Annotated in this window: 15 protein-coding genes and 2 pseudogenes; 4 read left to right on the top strand and 13 right to left on the bottom strand. The window is 70.5% G+C overall.

The window, feature by feature from the left end; translation table 11 throughout:
• Positions 1–700 precede the first annotated feature (700 nt).
• Both ACFYMM_RS35215 and ACFYMM_RS35210 read right to left on the bottom strand, forming a co-directional pair.
• Positions 701–1,531, bottom strand: a complete 831-nt coding sequence (locus ACFYMM_RS35215; RefSeq protein WP_388394396.1) for a hypothetical protein — start codon at positions 1,529–1,531, stop codon at positions 701–703.
• Between the two features lie 216 nt (positions 1,532–1,747).
• Complete coding sequence (locus tag ACFYMM_RS35210) at positions 1,748–2,020, bottom strand: hypothetical protein (RefSeq protein ID WP_388394393.1); 273 nt, start codon at positions 2,018–2,020, stop codon at positions 1,748–1,750.
• Between the two features lie 660 nt (positions 2,021–2,680).
• On the opposite strand from ACFYMM_RS35210, the gene ACFYMM_RS35205 reads away from it, so the two are divergent.
• The gene (locus tag ACFYMM_RS35205) at positions 2,681–3,604 is read left to right on the top strand and encodes a VOC family protein (RefSeq protein ID WP_388394392.1); all 924 of its coding nucleotides are present in this window, start codon (positions 2,681–2,683) and stop codon (positions 3,602–3,604) included.
• Here the strand turns inward: ACFYMM_RS35205 and ACFYMM_RS35200 are convergent.
• The 5 genes and pseudogenes from ACFYMM_RS35200 to ACFYMM_RS35180 all read right to left on the bottom strand — a co-directional run.
• Positions 3,519–3,863 (bottom strand): annotated as a pseudogene (locus ACFYMM_RS35200) (hypothetical protein); the annotation flags it as partial. The gene ACFYMM_RS35205 and the pseudogene ACFYMM_RS35200 overlap by 86 nt on opposite strands.
• A gap of 461 nt (positions 3,864–4,324) precedes the next feature.
• The gene (locus ACFYMM_RS35195; protein ID WP_388394389.1) at positions 4,325–5,737 is read right to left on the bottom strand and encodes a sensor histidine kinase; all 1,413 of its coding nucleotides are present in this window, start codon (positions 5,735–5,737) and stop codon (positions 4,325–4,327) included.
• A gap of 29 nt (positions 5,738–5,766) precedes the next feature.
• Positions 5,767–6,498 carry a response regulator transcription factor gene (locus ACFYMM_RS35190; RefSeq protein ID WP_388394387.1) on the bottom strand — a complete coding sequence of 244 codons (732 nt, stop codon included), beginning with the start codon at positions 6,496–6,498 and terminating at the stop codon, positions 5,767–5,769.
• A gap of 133 nt (positions 6,499–6,631) precedes the next feature.
• On the bottom strand, positions 6,632–7,384 hold the full coding sequence (locus tag ACFYMM_RS35185) for an SDR family NAD(P)-dependent oxidoreductase (protein WP_388394385.1): 753 nt from the start codon (positions 7,382–7,384) through the stop codon (positions 6,632–6,634).
• Positions 7,385–7,614: 230 nt separating this feature from the next.
• Positions 7,615–8,229: an NAD(P)-dependent oxidoreductase gene (locus ACFYMM_RS35180; protein WP_388394382.1), complete on the bottom strand. Its 615-nt coding sequence runs from the start codon at positions 8,227–8,229 to the stop codon at positions 7,615–7,617.
• 135 nt (positions 8,230–8,364) lie between these two features.
• Between ACFYMM_RS35180 and ACFYMM_RS35175 the strand changes: the two genes are divergently transcribed.
• Entirely contained in the window at positions 8,365–9,057 is a 693-nt protein-coding gene (locus tag ACFYMM_RS35175) for a TetR/AcrR family transcriptional regulator (protein WP_388394380.1), read from the top strand.
• 486 nt (positions 9,058–9,543) lie between these two features.
• On the opposite strand, the pseudogene ACFYMM_RS35170 reads toward ACFYMM_RS35175, so the two are convergent.
• Positions 9,544–9,636 (bottom strand): annotated as a pseudogene (locus tag ACFYMM_RS35170) (TetR/AcrR family transcriptional regulator); the annotation flags it as partial.
• 16 nt (positions 9,637–9,652) lie between these two features.
• On the opposite strand from ACFYMM_RS35170, the gene ACFYMM_RS35165 reads away from it, so the two are divergent.
• On the top strand, positions 9,653–10,021 hold the full coding sequence (locus ACFYMM_RS35165; RefSeq protein ID WP_388394377.1) for a DUF3592 domain-containing protein: 369 nt from the start codon (positions 9,653–9,655) through the stop codon (positions 10,019–10,021).
• A gap of 65 nt (positions 10,022–10,086) precedes the next feature.
• Entirely contained in the window at positions 10,087–10,227 is a 141-nt protein-coding gene (locus ACFYMM_RS35160; RefSeq protein WP_388394375.1) for a hypothetical protein, read from the top strand.
• Between the two features lie 394 nt (positions 10,228–10,621).
• On the opposite strand, the gene ACFYMM_RS35155 is transcribed toward ACFYMM_RS35160, so the two are convergent.
• From ACFYMM_RS35155 to ACFYMM_RS35135, 5 genes are all read right to left on the bottom strand, one after another.
• Positions 10,622–12,013: an amidase gene (locus ACFYMM_RS35155; protein ID WP_388394372.1), complete on the bottom strand. Its 1,392-nt coding sequence runs from the start codon at positions 12,011–12,013 to the stop codon at positions 10,622–10,624.
• On the bottom strand, positions 12,000–12,209 hold the full coding sequence (locus ACFYMM_RS35150) for a hypothetical protein (protein ID WP_388394369.1): 210 nt from the start codon (positions 12,207–12,209) through the stop codon (positions 12,000–12,002). Before ACFYMM_RS35150 ends, ACFYMM_RS35155 begins: the two co-directional genes overlap by 14 nt.
• Positions 12,210–12,346: 137 nt before the next feature.
• Entirely contained in the window at positions 12,347–13,279 is a 933-nt protein-coding gene (locus ACFYMM_RS35145; protein ID WP_388394366.1) for an MBL fold metallo-hydrolase, read from the bottom strand.
• Positions 13,280–13,326: 47 nt separating this feature from the next.
• The gene (locus ACFYMM_RS35140) at positions 13,327–14,508 is read right to left on the bottom strand and encodes an MFS transporter (RefSeq protein ID WP_388394363.1); all 1,182 of its coding nucleotides are present in this window, start codon (positions 14,506–14,508) and stop codon (positions 13,327–13,329) included.
• An 83-nt stretch (positions 14,509–14,591) separates the two neighbouring features.
• Entirely contained in the window at positions 14,592–15,170 is a 579-nt protein-coding gene (locus ACFYMM_RS35135) for a TetR/AcrR family transcriptional regulator (protein WP_388394362.1), read from the bottom strand.
• Positions 15,171–15,367: the final 197 nt, after the last annotated feature.

The raw sequence follows: 15,367 nt of genomic DNA, 5'->3' as shown, positions 1-15,367 counted from the left end.
AGAGTGACCCGTCTCGCTGCAGGTGAACCACCTCGGGGCTGTGATCAGCGCTGGTGCAGATTGGGCGAGACGGAGGCTCGGCCGGTGTCCCGCTCAATCTGAGTTCTGAGCGCCGGACGTGCCTCGCGTTCGGCAGCGAACTTGTCGAGGTGCCGGAACAGGACCTGGACGACAGGCTCCTTCTGATCCGGGCAAGCCCCTTCCAGGGGCGGCGCTTGGTTTCCGGAATCGGCTCACATTTCAAGCGTCGCCGACAATGCCCCGGAAGGGCGCGAACAGGCCTGCGCTCCTCATGTGCAAGATCGTCTGCGAGTAGGCCATCACCCGGGGTACCGGGTGCCGTCGCGGCGCTCAGCCGGCACGTCGACTTCAGCACGCGACCGCTGTTCGAAGAGTGCAGGCGGTGCGGAGGGGGAGCACGCCAGGCGACGGTCTCCCCCGGTGAGCCGCCAGGGCGCCGACGTGAGCCTGACTCCCGCCCCGGTGCCTGCCCCGCCTCCGCCGCCAGCCGCCACCGTATGACGGGTGCCTGCGGCGACGCTGGGCGATATCGGCTCCACCGACCTCCCCCAGCAACCGAAGCGTCGGCCGTGCCCGCCGCCCGGACTGATCGGCTCCTGCGGCGCGACCATCTCCATGCCGAGTCCCTTCCGGCGCGCGACCGACCGCGACGGCACGTCGTCACCAGCACGATGGAAACCTACAGCGAGGCGTCCGCTTCTGCGGGGCGGACGACGTCGGAGCGCAGGCTGGCGGCCGGGCGATCGCCGCGCGTCGTCAGCAGTCCGAGCAGCGCGACGATGACGATCGTCGCGCCGAGGCTGACCCAGCCGAACCCCAGGTCCAGGCCGTCCTGACGGGACGAGGACAGCCAGTCGGTGATCGACGCGCCGAGCGGGCGGGTGATGACGTAGGCCGACCAGAACGCGGTAACGGTGCCCAGCTCCGCCCAGCGGTGCGCGGCGGCCGGGACTGCGATGGCGATGGCGAACACCACGATCGAACCCAGGTACCCCAGGTGCAGCATGTCGGCTGTCAGATCGCCGGCGACGGTGCCGAGGACGAAGGTGGTCATCACCATCGACCAGTAGAAGCGTTCCCGGCGCGGCGTGGTGATGCTGTGCACATCCAGGGTCTTCTCCCGGGCGTACCACCGGACGAAGATGACGGCCAGCACGATCGAGAACCCCACCGTCGTCACCGGGTACGGAAGCCCGACCAGGAAGGTGAGGGCGTCGGCCACCATGGTGCCGAAGACGGCCACCATGGTCACGGCCGACCAGTAGATCCAGAGGTGGTAGCGGTCGCTGCGGAACTGGACGATCAACGCGATCGCCAACGCGGTCGCGCCCGAGCCCAGGGCGAGTCCCGGATTCAGGTGGCCGACAAGGAAATCCGAGAAGGTCTCGCCCATCCCGGTGGTGAGGATCTTGACGACCCAGAACAGGGCCGTGATTTCCGGGACCTTGACGGCAAGCCGTCCCGCGGACGCGGCGGCTGATGTCCGAGCGCCGGGCGCTGCAATACGCATGATGATCCGTTCTCTCTGCTCAGTCGCTGGTAAGAAGGGCACACAGCGAGCGGTGACGTCCACAGGGGGACGATGGTGTGGCCTGGCCGACACCGAAGACGCGCTCGGCCGTGCGGTGGCGGATCACGTCCGTCGGCCGTCGGGCAACGGACGTGATCCGCTGGAAGGCGACCCGCGGCCGCGGGATCCTTCGGTGTTCAGCTGGGTGATCGCCCGTCAGCAAACTTTCGTCCACGCGGATCGAGCGCGGGACCCGCCCGAGCGCCTCGCGTCCGGATCACCGATGCCGTTCGGGTCCGGCCAGGGCCGGCCCATCCTCGTCAGCGCGGTCTGGGCCGGGGAGCCGGGGACGGATCCGCTGTTCTGGAACGATCCGTGGAACTCCGCTCCCCGGCCGACGACGGCCCCGAGGACGAACAGCCAGCCGCCCGTCATCGTCCGCCATCGTTGAGCGCCGAAGGCGCCCAGCCGGTACAGGAGCGAAGCCATGACTCAATCCCTTTCAGATAGTGGAAGTGCCAACAGTGATCCTCACCGGCCCACTTGACGGCCGGCCCGCGCTGCGCTTGACGGTTGTCTGACGGTCCGCGCCCTTCGTGTGCGGTACCGCCCCGACGTCACGAACGCTCCGGCCCCTGGGACCGGAGCGGTCCCGGCGTCCGACGGGGAAGCGCGTGGATCACCCCCGGTGTCCGGCACCGGTCCTCGAAAGAACCCGCACCGCGCCCGGCATGAGCGCGGCGACAGGACGGAGCGTCGTAGATCCGCGAGCGGTCCGGCGCGGAGTCCAGGGCGGAGTCGACGAGCCGACGACCGGTCCTTCCGGTCGCGCCGACCACCGCGGTGCAGTCCCGGCCCAACTCGTGACTGAACAACTGTTGGCGAGATGAGTAAACAAGTGTAGGTTATCGCTGTCAAGGCGGCGGAGACCTGCGGGGTGAGCAGCCGTACTGAGAAGTTCGCACAGGTCGGCGGCTGATGTCCGTACCGTGGATCGGCGGGCAGGTCCGGTTCCCGCGATCCGCCGGGGTCGACCCCGGTCCCGCGTCCGCCCCCGCCTACGATCCGTCAACTGCGCGGCACACCATTCGACGGGATCGGCGAGCTGCGCCAGCGCCTCGTCGCCGAGGCGACCAAGGAGGTCCCCTGATGGTCCTGCACCGACTCAGCTCGGTCACGATCGGCGTCCCCGACCTGGACGCCACGACCCGGTACTACGAGGAGTTCGGGCTGACCCGCGAGGACGACGGCTGGCTCTCCACCGCCGACGGAGGCCGCCAGCTCCGCCTCGTCGCCTCACCCGCCCGTCGACTCGTGGCGCTGTCGATCGGCGCGGAGAACCCCGACGACATCGGCGCTATCGAGTCCCGGCTGCGCCAGCTCGACCTGAAGGCGGACGCCTCGGACACGCGCGTCGCCGCCGTCGAGCCGATCACCGGCGTACAGGTCGAGGTGACGGTCACCCCGCGCATCGAGCAACCGGCGGCGCCGGCGACGGCGTACAACGGGCCGGGCCGCACGGATCGCGGCACCGGCCGCGCCCCGGGGATCCTGCGCGAGGATAGGGTCCGTCCGCGCAAGCTCGGACACGTCGTCATCGGCTCGACGGACCAGGAGGCCAGCCAGCGCTTCTTCGCCGAGGGCATCGGCCTGAAGATCAGCGACGAGGTACCCGGGCTCTCCTCGTTCCTGCGCTGCTCGACCGAGCACCACAACATCCTGGTGTCAAGCGCGCCCGTCAACTTCGTCCACCACACCTCGTGGCAGGTCGACGACGTCGACGAGATCGGCCGCGGCGCCACGGCGATGCTCCGGGAGCACCCCGAGCGCCACATCTGGGGTCTGGGACGCCACCACGTGGGCTCGAACTTCTTCTGGTACCTCAAGGACCCGGCCGGCAACTTCTCCGAGTACTACTCCGACATGGACTGCGTCGTAGACGACGCGCTGTGGAAGCCCGAGGTCTGGGAGGCAGCCAAGAGCCTCTTCAGCTGGGGCCCGCCCCCTCCCCCCTCTTTCCTGCAGCCCGAGGACCTCGCCGCGCTGATGGCCGGGGCCCACTCGGCCCGCTGACGTTCACCCACCTGGCTTTGTTCACGTTCAGCGGCTCTGGCTCATCTTCTGGACGCTGTTGGTGATCTCTAGGTGGGAGCCTTCGGCAGAGCTGCTGGAAGTGGCTGGGTGGTCGAGGCGGCGATGCTGGTGTAATGCCTGGTGGGAACTGTTCGCTGAGGCGGATGATGTTGGCCCCGGCAGCGGCGAGTACGTGCTGGACGTGCGTTTTCGCCAGGCCGCGGTAGCGGCGGTGCCGCAGGCCGTGCGCGTGGACCGTTTCGGAGACGGTGAGGCGGGATCCGGCCGGCCGTCAATGCACTCGGCACCATCACTCGTCGCTACACCGACGACGCGGACCGAGGGCACAAGCTGGTCACGCTTCTCGCCAACCACTTTGCCCTGGCCGCGGCGCACCACGAGAAGAACGCCCGCTGATATCCGCTGCTTCGACCGGAGATCGCGCGGCGACTGGGGACGGATGCGTCTGACGCCGCCGAACCGCGCCGCATTCGCTGATCGCGGCCGCGCTCGGGTGCGTCGACGCCACTCTCGCAGCGTGGGCCGCTGATTCCGCGATTACACCGGAAGGCATTCTCGAGCGCCCACCGCCGCATACACCCCAGGCGACCCATCGGCTTCGGTGCCGAGGACTACAAGGGCCGCAACATCGTGGAGACGAGCACGCCGCAGTGCAGCGGAAATCCACTGATGGACGCGCCGCCAGGCGGGGGTTGACGGTCAGTCCCGCGGCGCGGTACCGGTGCACTGCGCGTTGAGTCGGACGGTGACGGTGGTGCCGACGCCCACGGCGGACTCCACCGAGACCTGACCGTGGTGGGCATGGATGATCGCCTCCACGATGGCCAGGCCCAGGCCGGAACCGCCGTAGGCGCGGCTGCGGCTGGCCTCGGCACGCCAGAAGCGCTCGAAGACGCGCGGCAGGTCCTGGGGTGCGATGCCGGGGCCGTCGTCGGCCACCTCGACCTGCGCGTGTCCGGGGGTGGTGGTGACGGCGACCTGCACGGCGGTCTGTGCCGGGGTGTGCTGGACAGCGTTGCCGACGAGGTTGCGCAGCACCTGCTGAAGGCGGGCGGTATCGCCGGTCACCGGGGCGGGTCCACCGGCGGTCAGCGTGATGCTGCGGTCGGGGTAGATGACCTGCGCGTCCTCCACCACACTGGCGGCCAGCGCGGTCAGATCGAGAGGGTCCTGCTCGATGGGCCTGCCGGCGTCGAGGCGGGCGAGCAGCGAGAGGTCCTCGACCAGCAACCGCATGCGGCCGACCTCGTTCTCGATGTGGCCGAGGGCGGTCTCCAGCCGCGGCCCGGTGAGTCCGCCCTGGCGGTGCAGGTCGAGCCAGCCGGAGATGGTGGACAGCGGGGTGCGCAGTTCGTGCGAGGTGTCCGCGGCCAGTGAGCGGACGGTGGCCTCAGCGCGGGCCTGCGCGTCGAAGGCCCGGTTGACGGCTTCGGCCAACTGGTCGCTCTCGCTGCGGTTTCCGCGAGTGGGAAGGCGTTCGGTCAGGTGTCCTTCGGCGATGGCGTCGGCGCTGGCGGCCATCTTGGCCAGCGGCCGCATGCCCAGCCGTAGCACGAGGACGGCGAGGGCGAGCAGCAGGACCAGAGCGCCGGCGACGATGGCCGCTTGGCGGGCGATCAGGGCGTCGGTGGTGGAGTCGTCGACGGAGGTGTCGATGGCCAGGATGAACGCGGCCGGCTTCACGGATTCGTCCGCCTTCTCCAGGGTGATGCCGGGGCTGGGGATGCGGATGGCGCTGAGGTCGTCCAGGCCCTCGACGTTGTCGTAAGCGACGACGCGACCCACGGGGACGGCGGCGGTGACGCGTACCAGCGCTTGGGGAGCGAGGTCGGCCGCTCCGGTGGACAGCAGGATCCGGTCGTGCCCGTCGACGGCGATGCTGCCCAGCGGCGGGCCCACCAGAGCGGAGAGCTGGTCGCCGTTGGCGACCTGGGGGCCCTGCGCGATGACGGCCCGCATACGGCCGGCGGTGTCCTGCAGGGTGCGGGCGTAGCGTTTGTGGAGGAAGTCCTCCAGCAGCAGCGCGCTGGTCACCGAGCTGGCCGTCAGCCCAGCCACGAGCAGGATGGCGAGTCCGGCCAGGATGCGCAGTCGGACGCTGGCGCGGGACAAGTGCAGGCGACCGTGGAGACCGGCGAGGTTCATCGGGCGGCCTGCTGTCGGAGGGTGTAGCCGACGCCGCGCACGGTGTGCAGCAGCGGGGTGCGGCCCTGGTCGATCTTGCGGCGGAGGTTGGAGACGAAGCGTTCGACGACGACCGAATCGCCACCGAAGTCGTACTGCCAGACGGCTTCGAGGATCTGCGACCGGGAAAGCACCTGGTCCTGGTGGGACATGAGGTGGTGCAGGAGCCGGTACTCGGTGGGCGACAGGTCGATGACGTCGCCGCCGCGGCGCACCTCGTGACGCAGGTCGTCGATCTCGAGGTCGGCGCAGCACAGTGTGGACTCCTCCGCGGTGGGCGGGCCGCCTCGGGCGCGGCGGAGAAGTGCCTGGAGGCGGGCGCCGACCTCGACGACGCTGAACGGCTTGGTGACGTAGTCGTCGCCGCCCAGGCGCAGGCCGCGAACCCGGTCCTCCACCGCGTCACGTGCGGTGAGGAACAGCACGGGGACCGTGATGCCCTGTTCCCGCAGAAGCTGAAGGATCTCGAAGCCGTCCGCCCCGGGGAGCATGACGTCCAGGACGACGACGTCGGGCGACCGGCGGGCGACCTGGGCCAGCGCCTCGGTCAGGTCGCCCGCCACGTCCACGGTGAATCCGGCGAAGGTGAGCGCGGAGATCAGCAACTGACGGATACCAGGGTCGTCGTCGATGACCAGTACGCTGTCGGGGCCCTGGCCGGCGTCGGCAGGGACATTCCTGACACTCATCTGCGCTCCTTGAGTTGGGACGGCGGCCTCCCGCTCTCCTGTATCGGTGGAATTGTTCACCGTGCCACGGACGTTCCGAGGCCGGGCAGGCTGAGGGCTTCGGCGGCCGTGTACTCCTCGACCGCGAGGACCCTTATGCCCGCCGTCCGCCGTCGACCGACAGCGCGTTCCCGGTGATGTAGGACGCGGCGTCCGAGCAGATCCAGACAGCGGCTGCGGCGGCCTCTTCCGATGTGGCCATCCGGCCGAGCGGGGTGATCGCCTCCTGCATCGCGATCAAGTCGGTGCCGGCCGCCACCCTTTCGAAGCCGGGTGTACGGGTCGGGCCGGGGCAGACGGCGTTGACGCGGATGTTGTGCGGCGCGTAGTCCACGGCGGCGACCTTGGTGAGCCCGACGATGCCGTGCTTGGCTGCCACATAGGCGGGGGCGGTCGGGATCGCGTACAGGCCGCCGTTGGAGGCGACGTTGACGATCGCGCCGCCGCCGCGGCTGCGCAGGGCGGGCAGCTCGTACTTCATGCAGAGGAAGGTCCCGCCCAGGTTGACGTGGGTCACGCGCTCGAACTCCTCCAGACTCATTTGGTCGAGCTGCCGGTGGTGCGAGTCGAGGCCCGCGTTGTTCACGGCGAAGTCGAGGCCGCCGTACGCCTCGACCGTGCGTTCGACGGCCGTCCGCACCGCGTCCTCGTCGGCGATGTCGACGCTGAGTGCCAGTGCCTCTCCGTCGTCCTTCCTGATCAATTCGGTGGTCTCGACGGCTGTTGCCTCGTTGATGTCGGTGACGGTGACGGTGGCGCCCTGCCGGGCCAGCTCGATCGCCGTCGCGCGGCCGAGTCCGCTTCCAGCACCCGTCACGAGTCCGATTTTTCCAGAGAAGTTGCTCATGATGACCTTCCAATGCAGTTACTCGCACCAGGCGGTGCCTGATTCGCCCAGGTGACCTTGTTCGGGGTACCGCGACGGCCGGTGCTCGTTGACCTCGGCGTGCCGGACGAGGGGCAGCCCCCTGTCACGCGTCGGTGCGGGCGCGGCCGTCTGCACAACCGCGATCGCGGTTGCCGATGGTGGTTCGCACCCGCCCTGGGGGCAACGGGGGCTGCCGCGTCGACCGATGACTAACTCAGGGGTACGACGATTCCGGTACCGTGCCGGCCCGTCTCCGCCTCGTCCAGCAACAAGGAGGCCAGCGTGACCCGGGAGATTCGGGGCGGCAGCAGCGGACGCCGCAGGTCCGCCAGTGGCACGATGTGGCGGGTAGGACTGAGAGGGCCATCAGTGACGTCCGGGGCGTGGAACACCGTAGCGCCGGCATCCAGGGCGATCTGGTCGGCCTCGACCTTCTCGGCCAGCTCCGAGCCGACGAACATCCGCATCACCCCCGCATAGATCAGCCCACCCGATCGACTCGACACGCCCGAGCCCAGTGCGCCGAGCCATACCGTCGCGCGAACGTCGGCCGCCGCGAGCAGCTTGGCCCCGGCGACCAGCGCGCCCGGGCCGTCGCCCTTACCGATACCGATGGCAGAGACGGCCACGTCGACGTCGGTCAGGTCGGGGAAGCTCTGCGGGACGGTGACATCCGCCTTCCGGACCTCGACCTGCCGCGGCGCAGGCACGGTGACCTTAGCCGGCGTGCGAACCAGGGCCACGACCTCGTGTCCCCGTTCCAGCGCTTTGTCGACGAGCGCGCTGCCGGTCCGCCCTGACGCTCCGAGTACGGCTATGCGCATGATCATTCACCCTTTAACTGAACAACTGTTGGCTACTTAAGCAAACAACCGTTGGTTAGTGATGTCAAGGCGTGAGCTGCCTGTACGGTGAACATCTGTTGCTCAATTGTTCGCACCGCTCAGAAGGGGGCGAAGATGTCGTCTCAGGAGCGCTCCGCTCCCCGTCGCCGCAATCCACGCGGGCAGGGGCAGGTTCTCAAGGCCCAGCTCGTGGATGCCGCGGCGAAGCTGCTGTCCACCCTTGATCAGCCGGAGACGCTGACGCTGCGGCAGGTAGCGCGTGAGGTCGGGGTGGCACCTGCCAGCATTTACAGCCACTTCCCCGACCTGAGCGCATTGATCCAGCACGTGCTGCGGCTGCGCTATGAGGAACTGGCCCATTTGATGGACCAGGCCGCGCAGTCGGCCTCAGATCCACTGGCCGACCTCGTCGCCCGGTGCGCGGCCTACGTGCGCTGGGGAATCGGCCAGCCCGGCCATTACCGCACTCTCTTCGGCGGACGGATGCCGGACGACCTTGTCCCCGGATCAGCGCACGGCGCCGGGGCCGAACCGCTCGAGGCCGTCGTGACCTCCCTGGCGGCCGCCGCCGAGGGAGAGCGCAGGCAGCCCTCGGCGGAGCAGCAGTGGCAGGCCGGCCTCATGCTCTGGACCGCGCTGCACGGCCTGGTCAGCCTCTACAACGACCACGGGAACATTCCCTGGCCACCCCTGGACGACCTGATCGCCGACCTGCTCAGTCTGCACACAGCCCGCCCGGCAGACGAGATCGCGGCCCTCCTGCCCCCGTGCGGGGATGCCCCGGGCTTGGCCCCGGACTCCATCTGACAGCTGATCACGCGCCGGGGAGGGTGCGATGCCCGTGTCCGCCTCCTCCCCCGTCGGCGCCGCCGCTCCGGCCGTCGCGCCGAAGGTCGGTGCGGCGGTTGCGAGCAGGACGAGTAGGGGGCGGCAGAACATGGTGCGGCTGTCGGCTGACTCCGATGCCCAGCCGTGCTCGCGCAGGCCCGGCGACGGGTCAACGTTCGGTGGGCTCTTATCCGCGACCGCGCCGAAGAGGATCAGAGCCAGCAGAAGAACCAGAAGCAGGCGGCAGTCTGAACGGCCCCCGGCGTTACCTGCAGCGTGTCTTCCATACCTCCGCGCTGGCCGGGTAGCGGCGCTCGGCGATCTCCTTCAGTGCCCATTTTCGATCCTCGGTGTGTCGTTGAGCCAGGTCAGGAAACGAACGATGCCCCCTCGGACATGACGGACGCGGAATGGGCCCAGGTCCGGCCGCTGCTGCCGGTGCCGGCCTGGATGCCCGGTCGGGGAGTAGAAGGTCCGCTCGATCATCCAGCACAGGGCGCGTGCCATCGCCGAGGCCTGATCCGGCCCGGCTGCCGCTCGGCCAGCCAACCCCGCGCGACCAGCCGTCCACGGCGTGCGACGTGATCGGGCCCCGCCCAGCTGGCCTCCAACGGCTACGCGTCGGCCTCCCTGGGCGCGGCGATCGGCGGCAGCGAGGACGGGAGATCGGGTCCTGGTGCGCTACCTGCCCGAGGCGCCGGAGCGGGCGGTGACCGCGGACGCCGCCTCCGGTGGATCGTCCGCGCTGATGTTGCTGCCGCTGGCGTTCCTCGGTGTGTTCGTGATCATAGGCTGTTCTTCGCGGCGACGGGCTTCGGCATGGCCCACTTCGGGTTCACCGGCTCCACGTCCCCTGCCCCGTGAGAGATGCTCTCGCGGGGGCGGGTGCCTGGGATCTGACCGACGTTGGGTTTCGGATGCGTTCGTGGTGCGGTCACTATGACCGTTCGCCGAACGTTTCCTCCCGGGTCCTCCAGGCCCGCCACCCACGCGGTTGGTGCTCCGAGCGTGCGCCGGGATCTTCCCGAGCCGCCGCCGGCCGAGGTCGTCCGCAAGGAACTCGGTGAACTCACCGTCGCCGCCCCGCATCCGATGACCGGCTACTCACGCTCGAAGTTCCCGCACTGGATCGCCCAGTACGGCACCTGAGACACCCGCGAGGTCGTCCTGCAACGTGACGGCCAGGACGTCGTCCAGGACGACCAGTGCCGCGCCGTCTCCGGGACCTGGGTGAGCGCCTACGACGGAAAGGGCTCCACCAGGCCGTCCACCGAGGTCGACATCGACCACGTCGTCCGCCTCGCCAACCGCTGGCGCTCCTGCGCCGACGAGTAGACCTTCATCACCATAAGAGATCCCTCCTCCCCGGCCCCTGCCGGGGCCGGGCTCAGAGGTGTCCACCACCCCGGGACAGGTCCCCCTGCGCTGGTCGCTATGGGACCGGACGCACCAGGGACGGGCCCACATAGGTACTACCAGCGCCGACTTGCCAAACTGATCCCGAAGTATGGCTGGAGTGCCAGGGCGCGCTCGTGCGCCACGCTCAGGCCACCGTGGCGAGTTCCCGGGCCGGCTGCGTCTGCTCGTAGGCGTGGCCGACCCGCAGGAGTGTGGGCTCGCCGAGGGGACGGCCGAGCAGCTGCATGCCCATCGGCATGCCGGCCGGGTCGTGGCCGATCGGGACGGTCAGGGCGGGCACCCCGGTGATGTTGGCGGGGGCGGAGAGGCGCACGTAGGCGTCGGAGACGCCCTCGACCGTGCCGTCGGGCCAGGTGACCGTCGCCTCGTCGGCGCCGACCGCGGTCATCGGCACGCTCGGCGCGGCGATCACGTCGACCTGATCCAGCAACCGGGCCCACTGGTCGCGCATGAGCGTGCGGGCGCGTTGAGCGCGTACGTAGTCCCCGGCGCTCATCAACTCGCTTGCCTCCAGGAGGATGCGGACGTCCTCCTGGTACAGCTCGGGGACCGTGCGCAGGCTGCTCTCGTGGTAGGCCCCGGCCTCCGGCACCATCAGGCCCCACTGGGTGGCCTGGATGTAACGGGTCATCGGGATGTCGACCTCGACGACCCGTGCGCCCAGGGTTTCCAGTTGCCCGATGGCGTTCCGGACGGCGGTCTCCACGCGCGGGTCGACGTTGGAGAAGTAGTAGGTGCGCGGCAGGCCGATGCGCAGCCCCGTCAGGTCCGTGCCGGGGCCGGGCCGGTAGTCCGTGGCGGGCTCGGTCAGCGAGGCGGGGTCGCGCGGATCGTGTCCGGCGAGCGCGGTCAGGACCAGGGCGGCGTCCTCGACGGTGTGGGTGATCGGGCCGACGTGGTCGAGCGACCAGGACAGGGAGGTGACGCCGTGTCGGGGGACGAGGCCGTAGGTCGGTTTGAGGCCGACGACCCCGTTGAGTGCGGCGGGCACCCGGATCGACCCGCCGGTGTCGGTGCCCAGGGCGAAGGTCGCGGTGCCCGATGCGACGGCGACCGCGGATCCGCCGCTGGAGCCACCGGCGACCCGGCCGTGGTCCCAGGCGTTGCGGGTCTGCGGGGTGGTCAGGCCGAACGCGAACTCGTGGGTGTGGGTCTTGCCGAGCAGGATGGCGCCGGCCGCGCTCAGACGCGCGGCGACCGTGCTGTCCGCCGTCGCGCGATGCTCTGCGCGGACCCGGGAGCTGGCCGTGGTGGCCATCCCGCCGACGTCGATCAGGTCCTTGAGTCCCATGGGGATGCCGTGCAGTGGTCCCCGGTAACGGCCGTGCGCCGCTTCGTGTTCGGCCTCGCTCGCCGCCCGGCGTGCCCCCTCCGCGGTGACCGTGACGTAGGCACCGAGGTGCGGTTCCACTTTCTCGATGCGATCGAGGACGGAGTCGACCAGTTCGACGGGGGACAGTCGCCGGGCACGGACCGCGTCTGCGGCGGCGGCGAGGGACAGCTCATACGGCTGCATCGTGCGGCTCCTGTCCGGCGCGATAGGCGGCGGCGGGCGGGACGTCCGCGAAGTCCAGCTCGCGCAGGACCGCGACGACGCCGTGGATGTGGTTGGCGACCGCGGCGACCGCGGCGTGGCGTTCGGCAGGCAGCACAAGTCCGGCGCGGGCGGCCCAGCGGGCGACCTCCGGCGGTGTGAGTTCGACGGTGGACATGGATGTTCTCCTTCTCGGTCGAGGTTGGAGCGGCGGAGTAGCCGAGATTAAAGGCAAATGATTTGCTTTAGGTAGCTGCAGGCGCTGCGGCTGCTCGGGGGCCCGCGCGGGGCGGCCGGGCGGCACCGGCCGCGTGATCAGGCCGCGGTGGCCGGGATCTCGACGCCCGGCTCGGCGAGCAGCCGGTAGCGGCCGTTCTCCCGGCGGATGGTGCCGGCCGTGGGCCGCGGGAAATGGGTGCCTAGGAGCAGCGCGTCGGTGTCCGCCACACGGTCAAGCAGCCGGGCGCGGGTGCGGATCGCCTGGGCTGGGTCGGTGTCGACGCAGCTGTGCACGTGGGGGTGGGACAGCTGCACGGGGTGGTGGATGCTGTCACCGGTGATCAGTGCCCGCCGGTCGCTGCCGCGCAGTTCGACGGCGACCTGCCCCGGTGTGTGGCCCGGGGCGGGGACCAGGAGGACGCCCGGCGCCACCTCGTGCCCCTGCTCGGGCACGTCCACGGGGTCGTACTGTCCGGCGTCTCGGATGGGGTGGACGGAGTCGCGGAACATCTGGGTGCGGGCTTCGTCCAGGTCGGTGGTTGCCCAGTGGTCCCATTCGGTGCGGCTGGTGATGTAGCGGGCGTTGGGGAAGGTGGGGACCCAGTCCTCGCCGGTGAGGCGGGTGTTCCAGCCGACGTGGTCGGTGTGCAGGTGCGTGGTGATCAGCAGGTCCACGGACTCGGGCGGGAAGCCGGCCGCCGCCAGGCGCTGCAGGAAGTCGGTGTCGAGACCGTTCCAGGCCGGGTTGGCGCGGGTCTTGGCGTTGCCGATGCCGGTGTCCACGACGATCCGCAGCCCGCCAGCCTCCACCGCGAAGCTGTGGCTCGCCAGCCGCAGGACGTCGGCGTCGGCGAAGTCGGGCCGCAGCCACGACGCTTCGTCCAGCACCTCCGGGGTGGCGTCCGGCAGCAACCAGGGTCCGGTCTCCCGTGGCAGCTCGATCTCGTCGACGCGGCGCACGGCGATGTCACCGAGGGTCCATCCGGTGGTGGTGAGGGGGGTGCTCTGACGGGGCGTGGTGGTGCTCATCGGTGGGTCCCTTCCGGGTGGGCGGGGTAGGGGCGTGCGGCACCCGGTCAGGTGGTGCGGGGCCGCCGCACGGCGCGGGTGAGGCCGGTCAGGGCCAGCAGGACGACGGTCACGGCGTAGAGCGAGACGGCGGTCTGCAGGCCGTACACGTGGGTCAGCAGGCCGGCGAGGACGGCGGGGATGCTCATGGCCAGGTAGCTGAGGACGTAGTGGCGGCGAGCATGCCGGCGCGTTCGGCCGGGGCGGCCAGGGGCAGCAGCAGGCGCAGAGCTGCCTGGGTGACGGCGCCGAAGCCCGCGCCCGCCACCGCGACGCCGGCGAACAGCGAGAGCGGGCTGTGCACTTGGGGGCCGCTCAGGGTCAGCAGGGCTCCCGGGATCAGCAGCGCGGCACCGGCGAGGCTCACGGGCGGGCAACGCCCGGGCGGCGAGGCCGGCCGCAGCCGTCATGGTGAAGAAGAGCAGGCCGCCGGTGGCGCGGGCGGCGTGCGGGGCGATGAGCCGGGCGAGCGAGGGGCCCAGGGAGGAGTAGAAGCCGCCCAGGGCCCAGGCGGCGACGATGCCGGGCGTGGCGAGGGCGAGGGCCGGCCGGGAGGCGGGGGCGACGGTGACGGCGGGGCGCAGTGAGCGCCGGGCGCCGGGGTGGGGGTGGGCCGTCTCGGGGGCGAGCAGAGGTGCGGCGGCCTGCGCGGTGAAGAGCAGGAGCAGCAGCAGGTAGACGGTGCGGGCGGGGGCGTACTGGACGAGGGCGGTGGCGGCCAGCACGCCGAGCGCCATGCCGGTCACCAGGGTGATGCCGTTGGCGGCCGTTGCCCGGCCGGGGCGGCGGGGGAAGTCGAGCAGGGCGGCTCCGGCGGCGCTGGTGGCCAGGCCCTGCAGGATCCGGGCGGCGATCAGCCCGGGCACCCCCTGGGCGGTGGCGAAGACGGCCATCGCGACGGCCTCGGCCAGCAGCGCCCCGGCGAGGACCGGGCCTCGGCCGAGGTGGTCCGAGAGCGTTCCGGCGGTCAGCAGTACCAGCAGCAGGGAAAGCGCGTAGGTGCTGAACACGACGGTGAGCGTCATGGCCGAGAAGTGCCAGGCGGCCTGGTGGAGCGCGTAGAGCGGGGGCGGTGCGCTGGACGCGGCCAGCAGGGCGACCAGGACCGAGGCGTACAGCGGGAAGGCGCCGCGGCGGCACAGCGCGGGCAGGCGGCCGGGGCTGGACGGCAGGGCGGTGACGCTGGTCATGGAAGCACCTCTGAGCCTTAAGGCAAATTTTTTGCATTAAGCACTTTAGGCGCCCGGAGCCCCATAACGCAAATTATTAGCTTTTAGCTGGTCGGAGGGGGCACGGCGCTGCTGAGCGCCGCCGCGACCAGGCGGGCGGTGTAGGCCCCGGACAGGTCCGAGGGGCGGAACAGGATCCGGTACATCAGAGGGGCGACGACGACGTCCAGCAGGGTCTCCACACCGGGCACGGCCTCCCCTCGCCCGGCCGCGCGCACGCCGACGGCCTTCAACTGCTCGGCGGCGTAGTCGGAGCAACGGACCGCGTTGCCCTGCCCGGGGTCGCCCAGCAGGGCGTCGCGGATGTACGTGCGGCCCGCCGTCGAGGACATCTCCTCGGCGAACTGCACGGCCCACGCCTCCAGGTCCGCCCGCAGGCTGCCGTGGTCGGCCGGCGGGGCGTCGGGGCGCAACCGCTCGACGGCCACGTCGGACAGCAGTTCCCGCAGGTCCCCCCAGCGCCGGTAGACGGTGGACGGCGTCACTCCAGCACGGGCGGCGATCAGCGGCACGGTGAGCGCATCCCGCCCCACCTCCGCCTCTAGATCACGGACGGCCTGGTGCACGGACTGCTGGACGCGGGCGCTGCGCCCGCCGGGGCGTGTGGTCACTCGGGAACTCATGCATGCAGCTTAATGCGAAGAATTTGCGTCTGCCGGAACGGTCGGCCAGAAGCGAAGTGGCCCTCGCGCACCGCCCCAAGCTGCCCTGTCGTCGGGGGCCTGAGTAGCTGTTGTCTTTTCGATCTTGAGAGATGCGCGTCGAACGGGAGTCCCGATCGGGTGGTCGCGGGGTGCTGGGCGCATACGAACAGGGCCTC

Origin of the sequence: Streptomyces sp. NPDC006739 (assembly GCF_042869815.1) — a bacterium.
Lineage (GTDB): Bacteria > Actinomycetota > Actinomycetes > Streptomycetales > Streptomycetaceae > Streptomyces.
The sequence above is the reverse complement of the archived record's forward strand: the minus strand, read 5'-3'. Positions and strand labels throughout refer to the sequence as shown.

Bases quoted from the DNA above. Each gene is read 5' to 3' on its own strand.
- ACFYMM_RS35215 (WP_388394396.1), bottom strand. From the start codon at position 1,531: ATGCGTATTGCAGCGCCCGGCGCTCGGACATCAGCCGCCGCGTCCGCG.
- ACFYMM_RS35210 (WP_388394393.1), bottom strand. From the start codon at position 2,020: ATGGCTTCGCTCCTGTACCGGCTGGGCGCCTTCGGCGCTCAACGATGG.
- ACFYMM_RS35205 (WP_388394392.1), top strand. From the start codon at position 2,681: ATGGTCCTGCACCGACTCAGCTCGGTCACGATCGGCGTCCCCGACCTG.
- ACFYMM_RS35190 (WP_388394387.1), bottom strand. From the start codon at position 6,498: ATGAGTGTCAGGAATGTCCCTGCCGACGCCGGCCAGGGCCCCGACAGC.
- ACFYMM_RS35185 (WP_388394385.1), bottom strand. From the start codon at position 7,384: ATGAGCAACTTCTCTGGAAAAATCGGACTCGTGACGGGTGCTGGAAGC.
- ACFYMM_RS35180 (WP_388394382.1), bottom strand. From the start codon at position 8,229: ATGCGCATAGCCGTACTCGGAGCGTCAGGGCGGACCGGCAGCGCGCTC.
- ACFYMM_RS35175 (WP_388394380.1), top strand. From the start codon at position 8,365: ATGTCGTCTCAGGAGCGCTCCGCTCCCCGTCGCCGCAATCCACGCGGG.
- ACFYMM_RS35155 (WP_388394372.1), bottom strand. From the start codon at position 12,013: ATGCAGCCGTATGAGCTGTCCCTCGCCGCCGCCGCAGACGCGGTCCGT.
- ACFYMM_RS35150 (WP_388394369.1), bottom strand. From the start codon at position 12,209: ATGTCCACCGTCGAACTCACACCGCCGGAGGTCGCCCGCTGGGCCGCC.
- ACFYMM_RS35145 (WP_388394366.1), bottom strand. From the start codon at position 13,279: ATGAGCACCACCACGCCCCGTCAGAGCACCCCCCTCACCACCACCGGA.
- ACFYMM_RS35140 (WP_388394363.1), bottom strand. From the start codon at position 14,508: ATGACCAGCGTCACCGCCCTGCCGTCCAGCCCCGGCCGCCTGCCCGCG.
- ACFYMM_RS35135 (WP_388394362.1), bottom strand. From the start codon at position 15,170: ATGAGTTCCCGAGTGACCACACGCCCCGGCGGGCGCAGCGCCCGCGTC.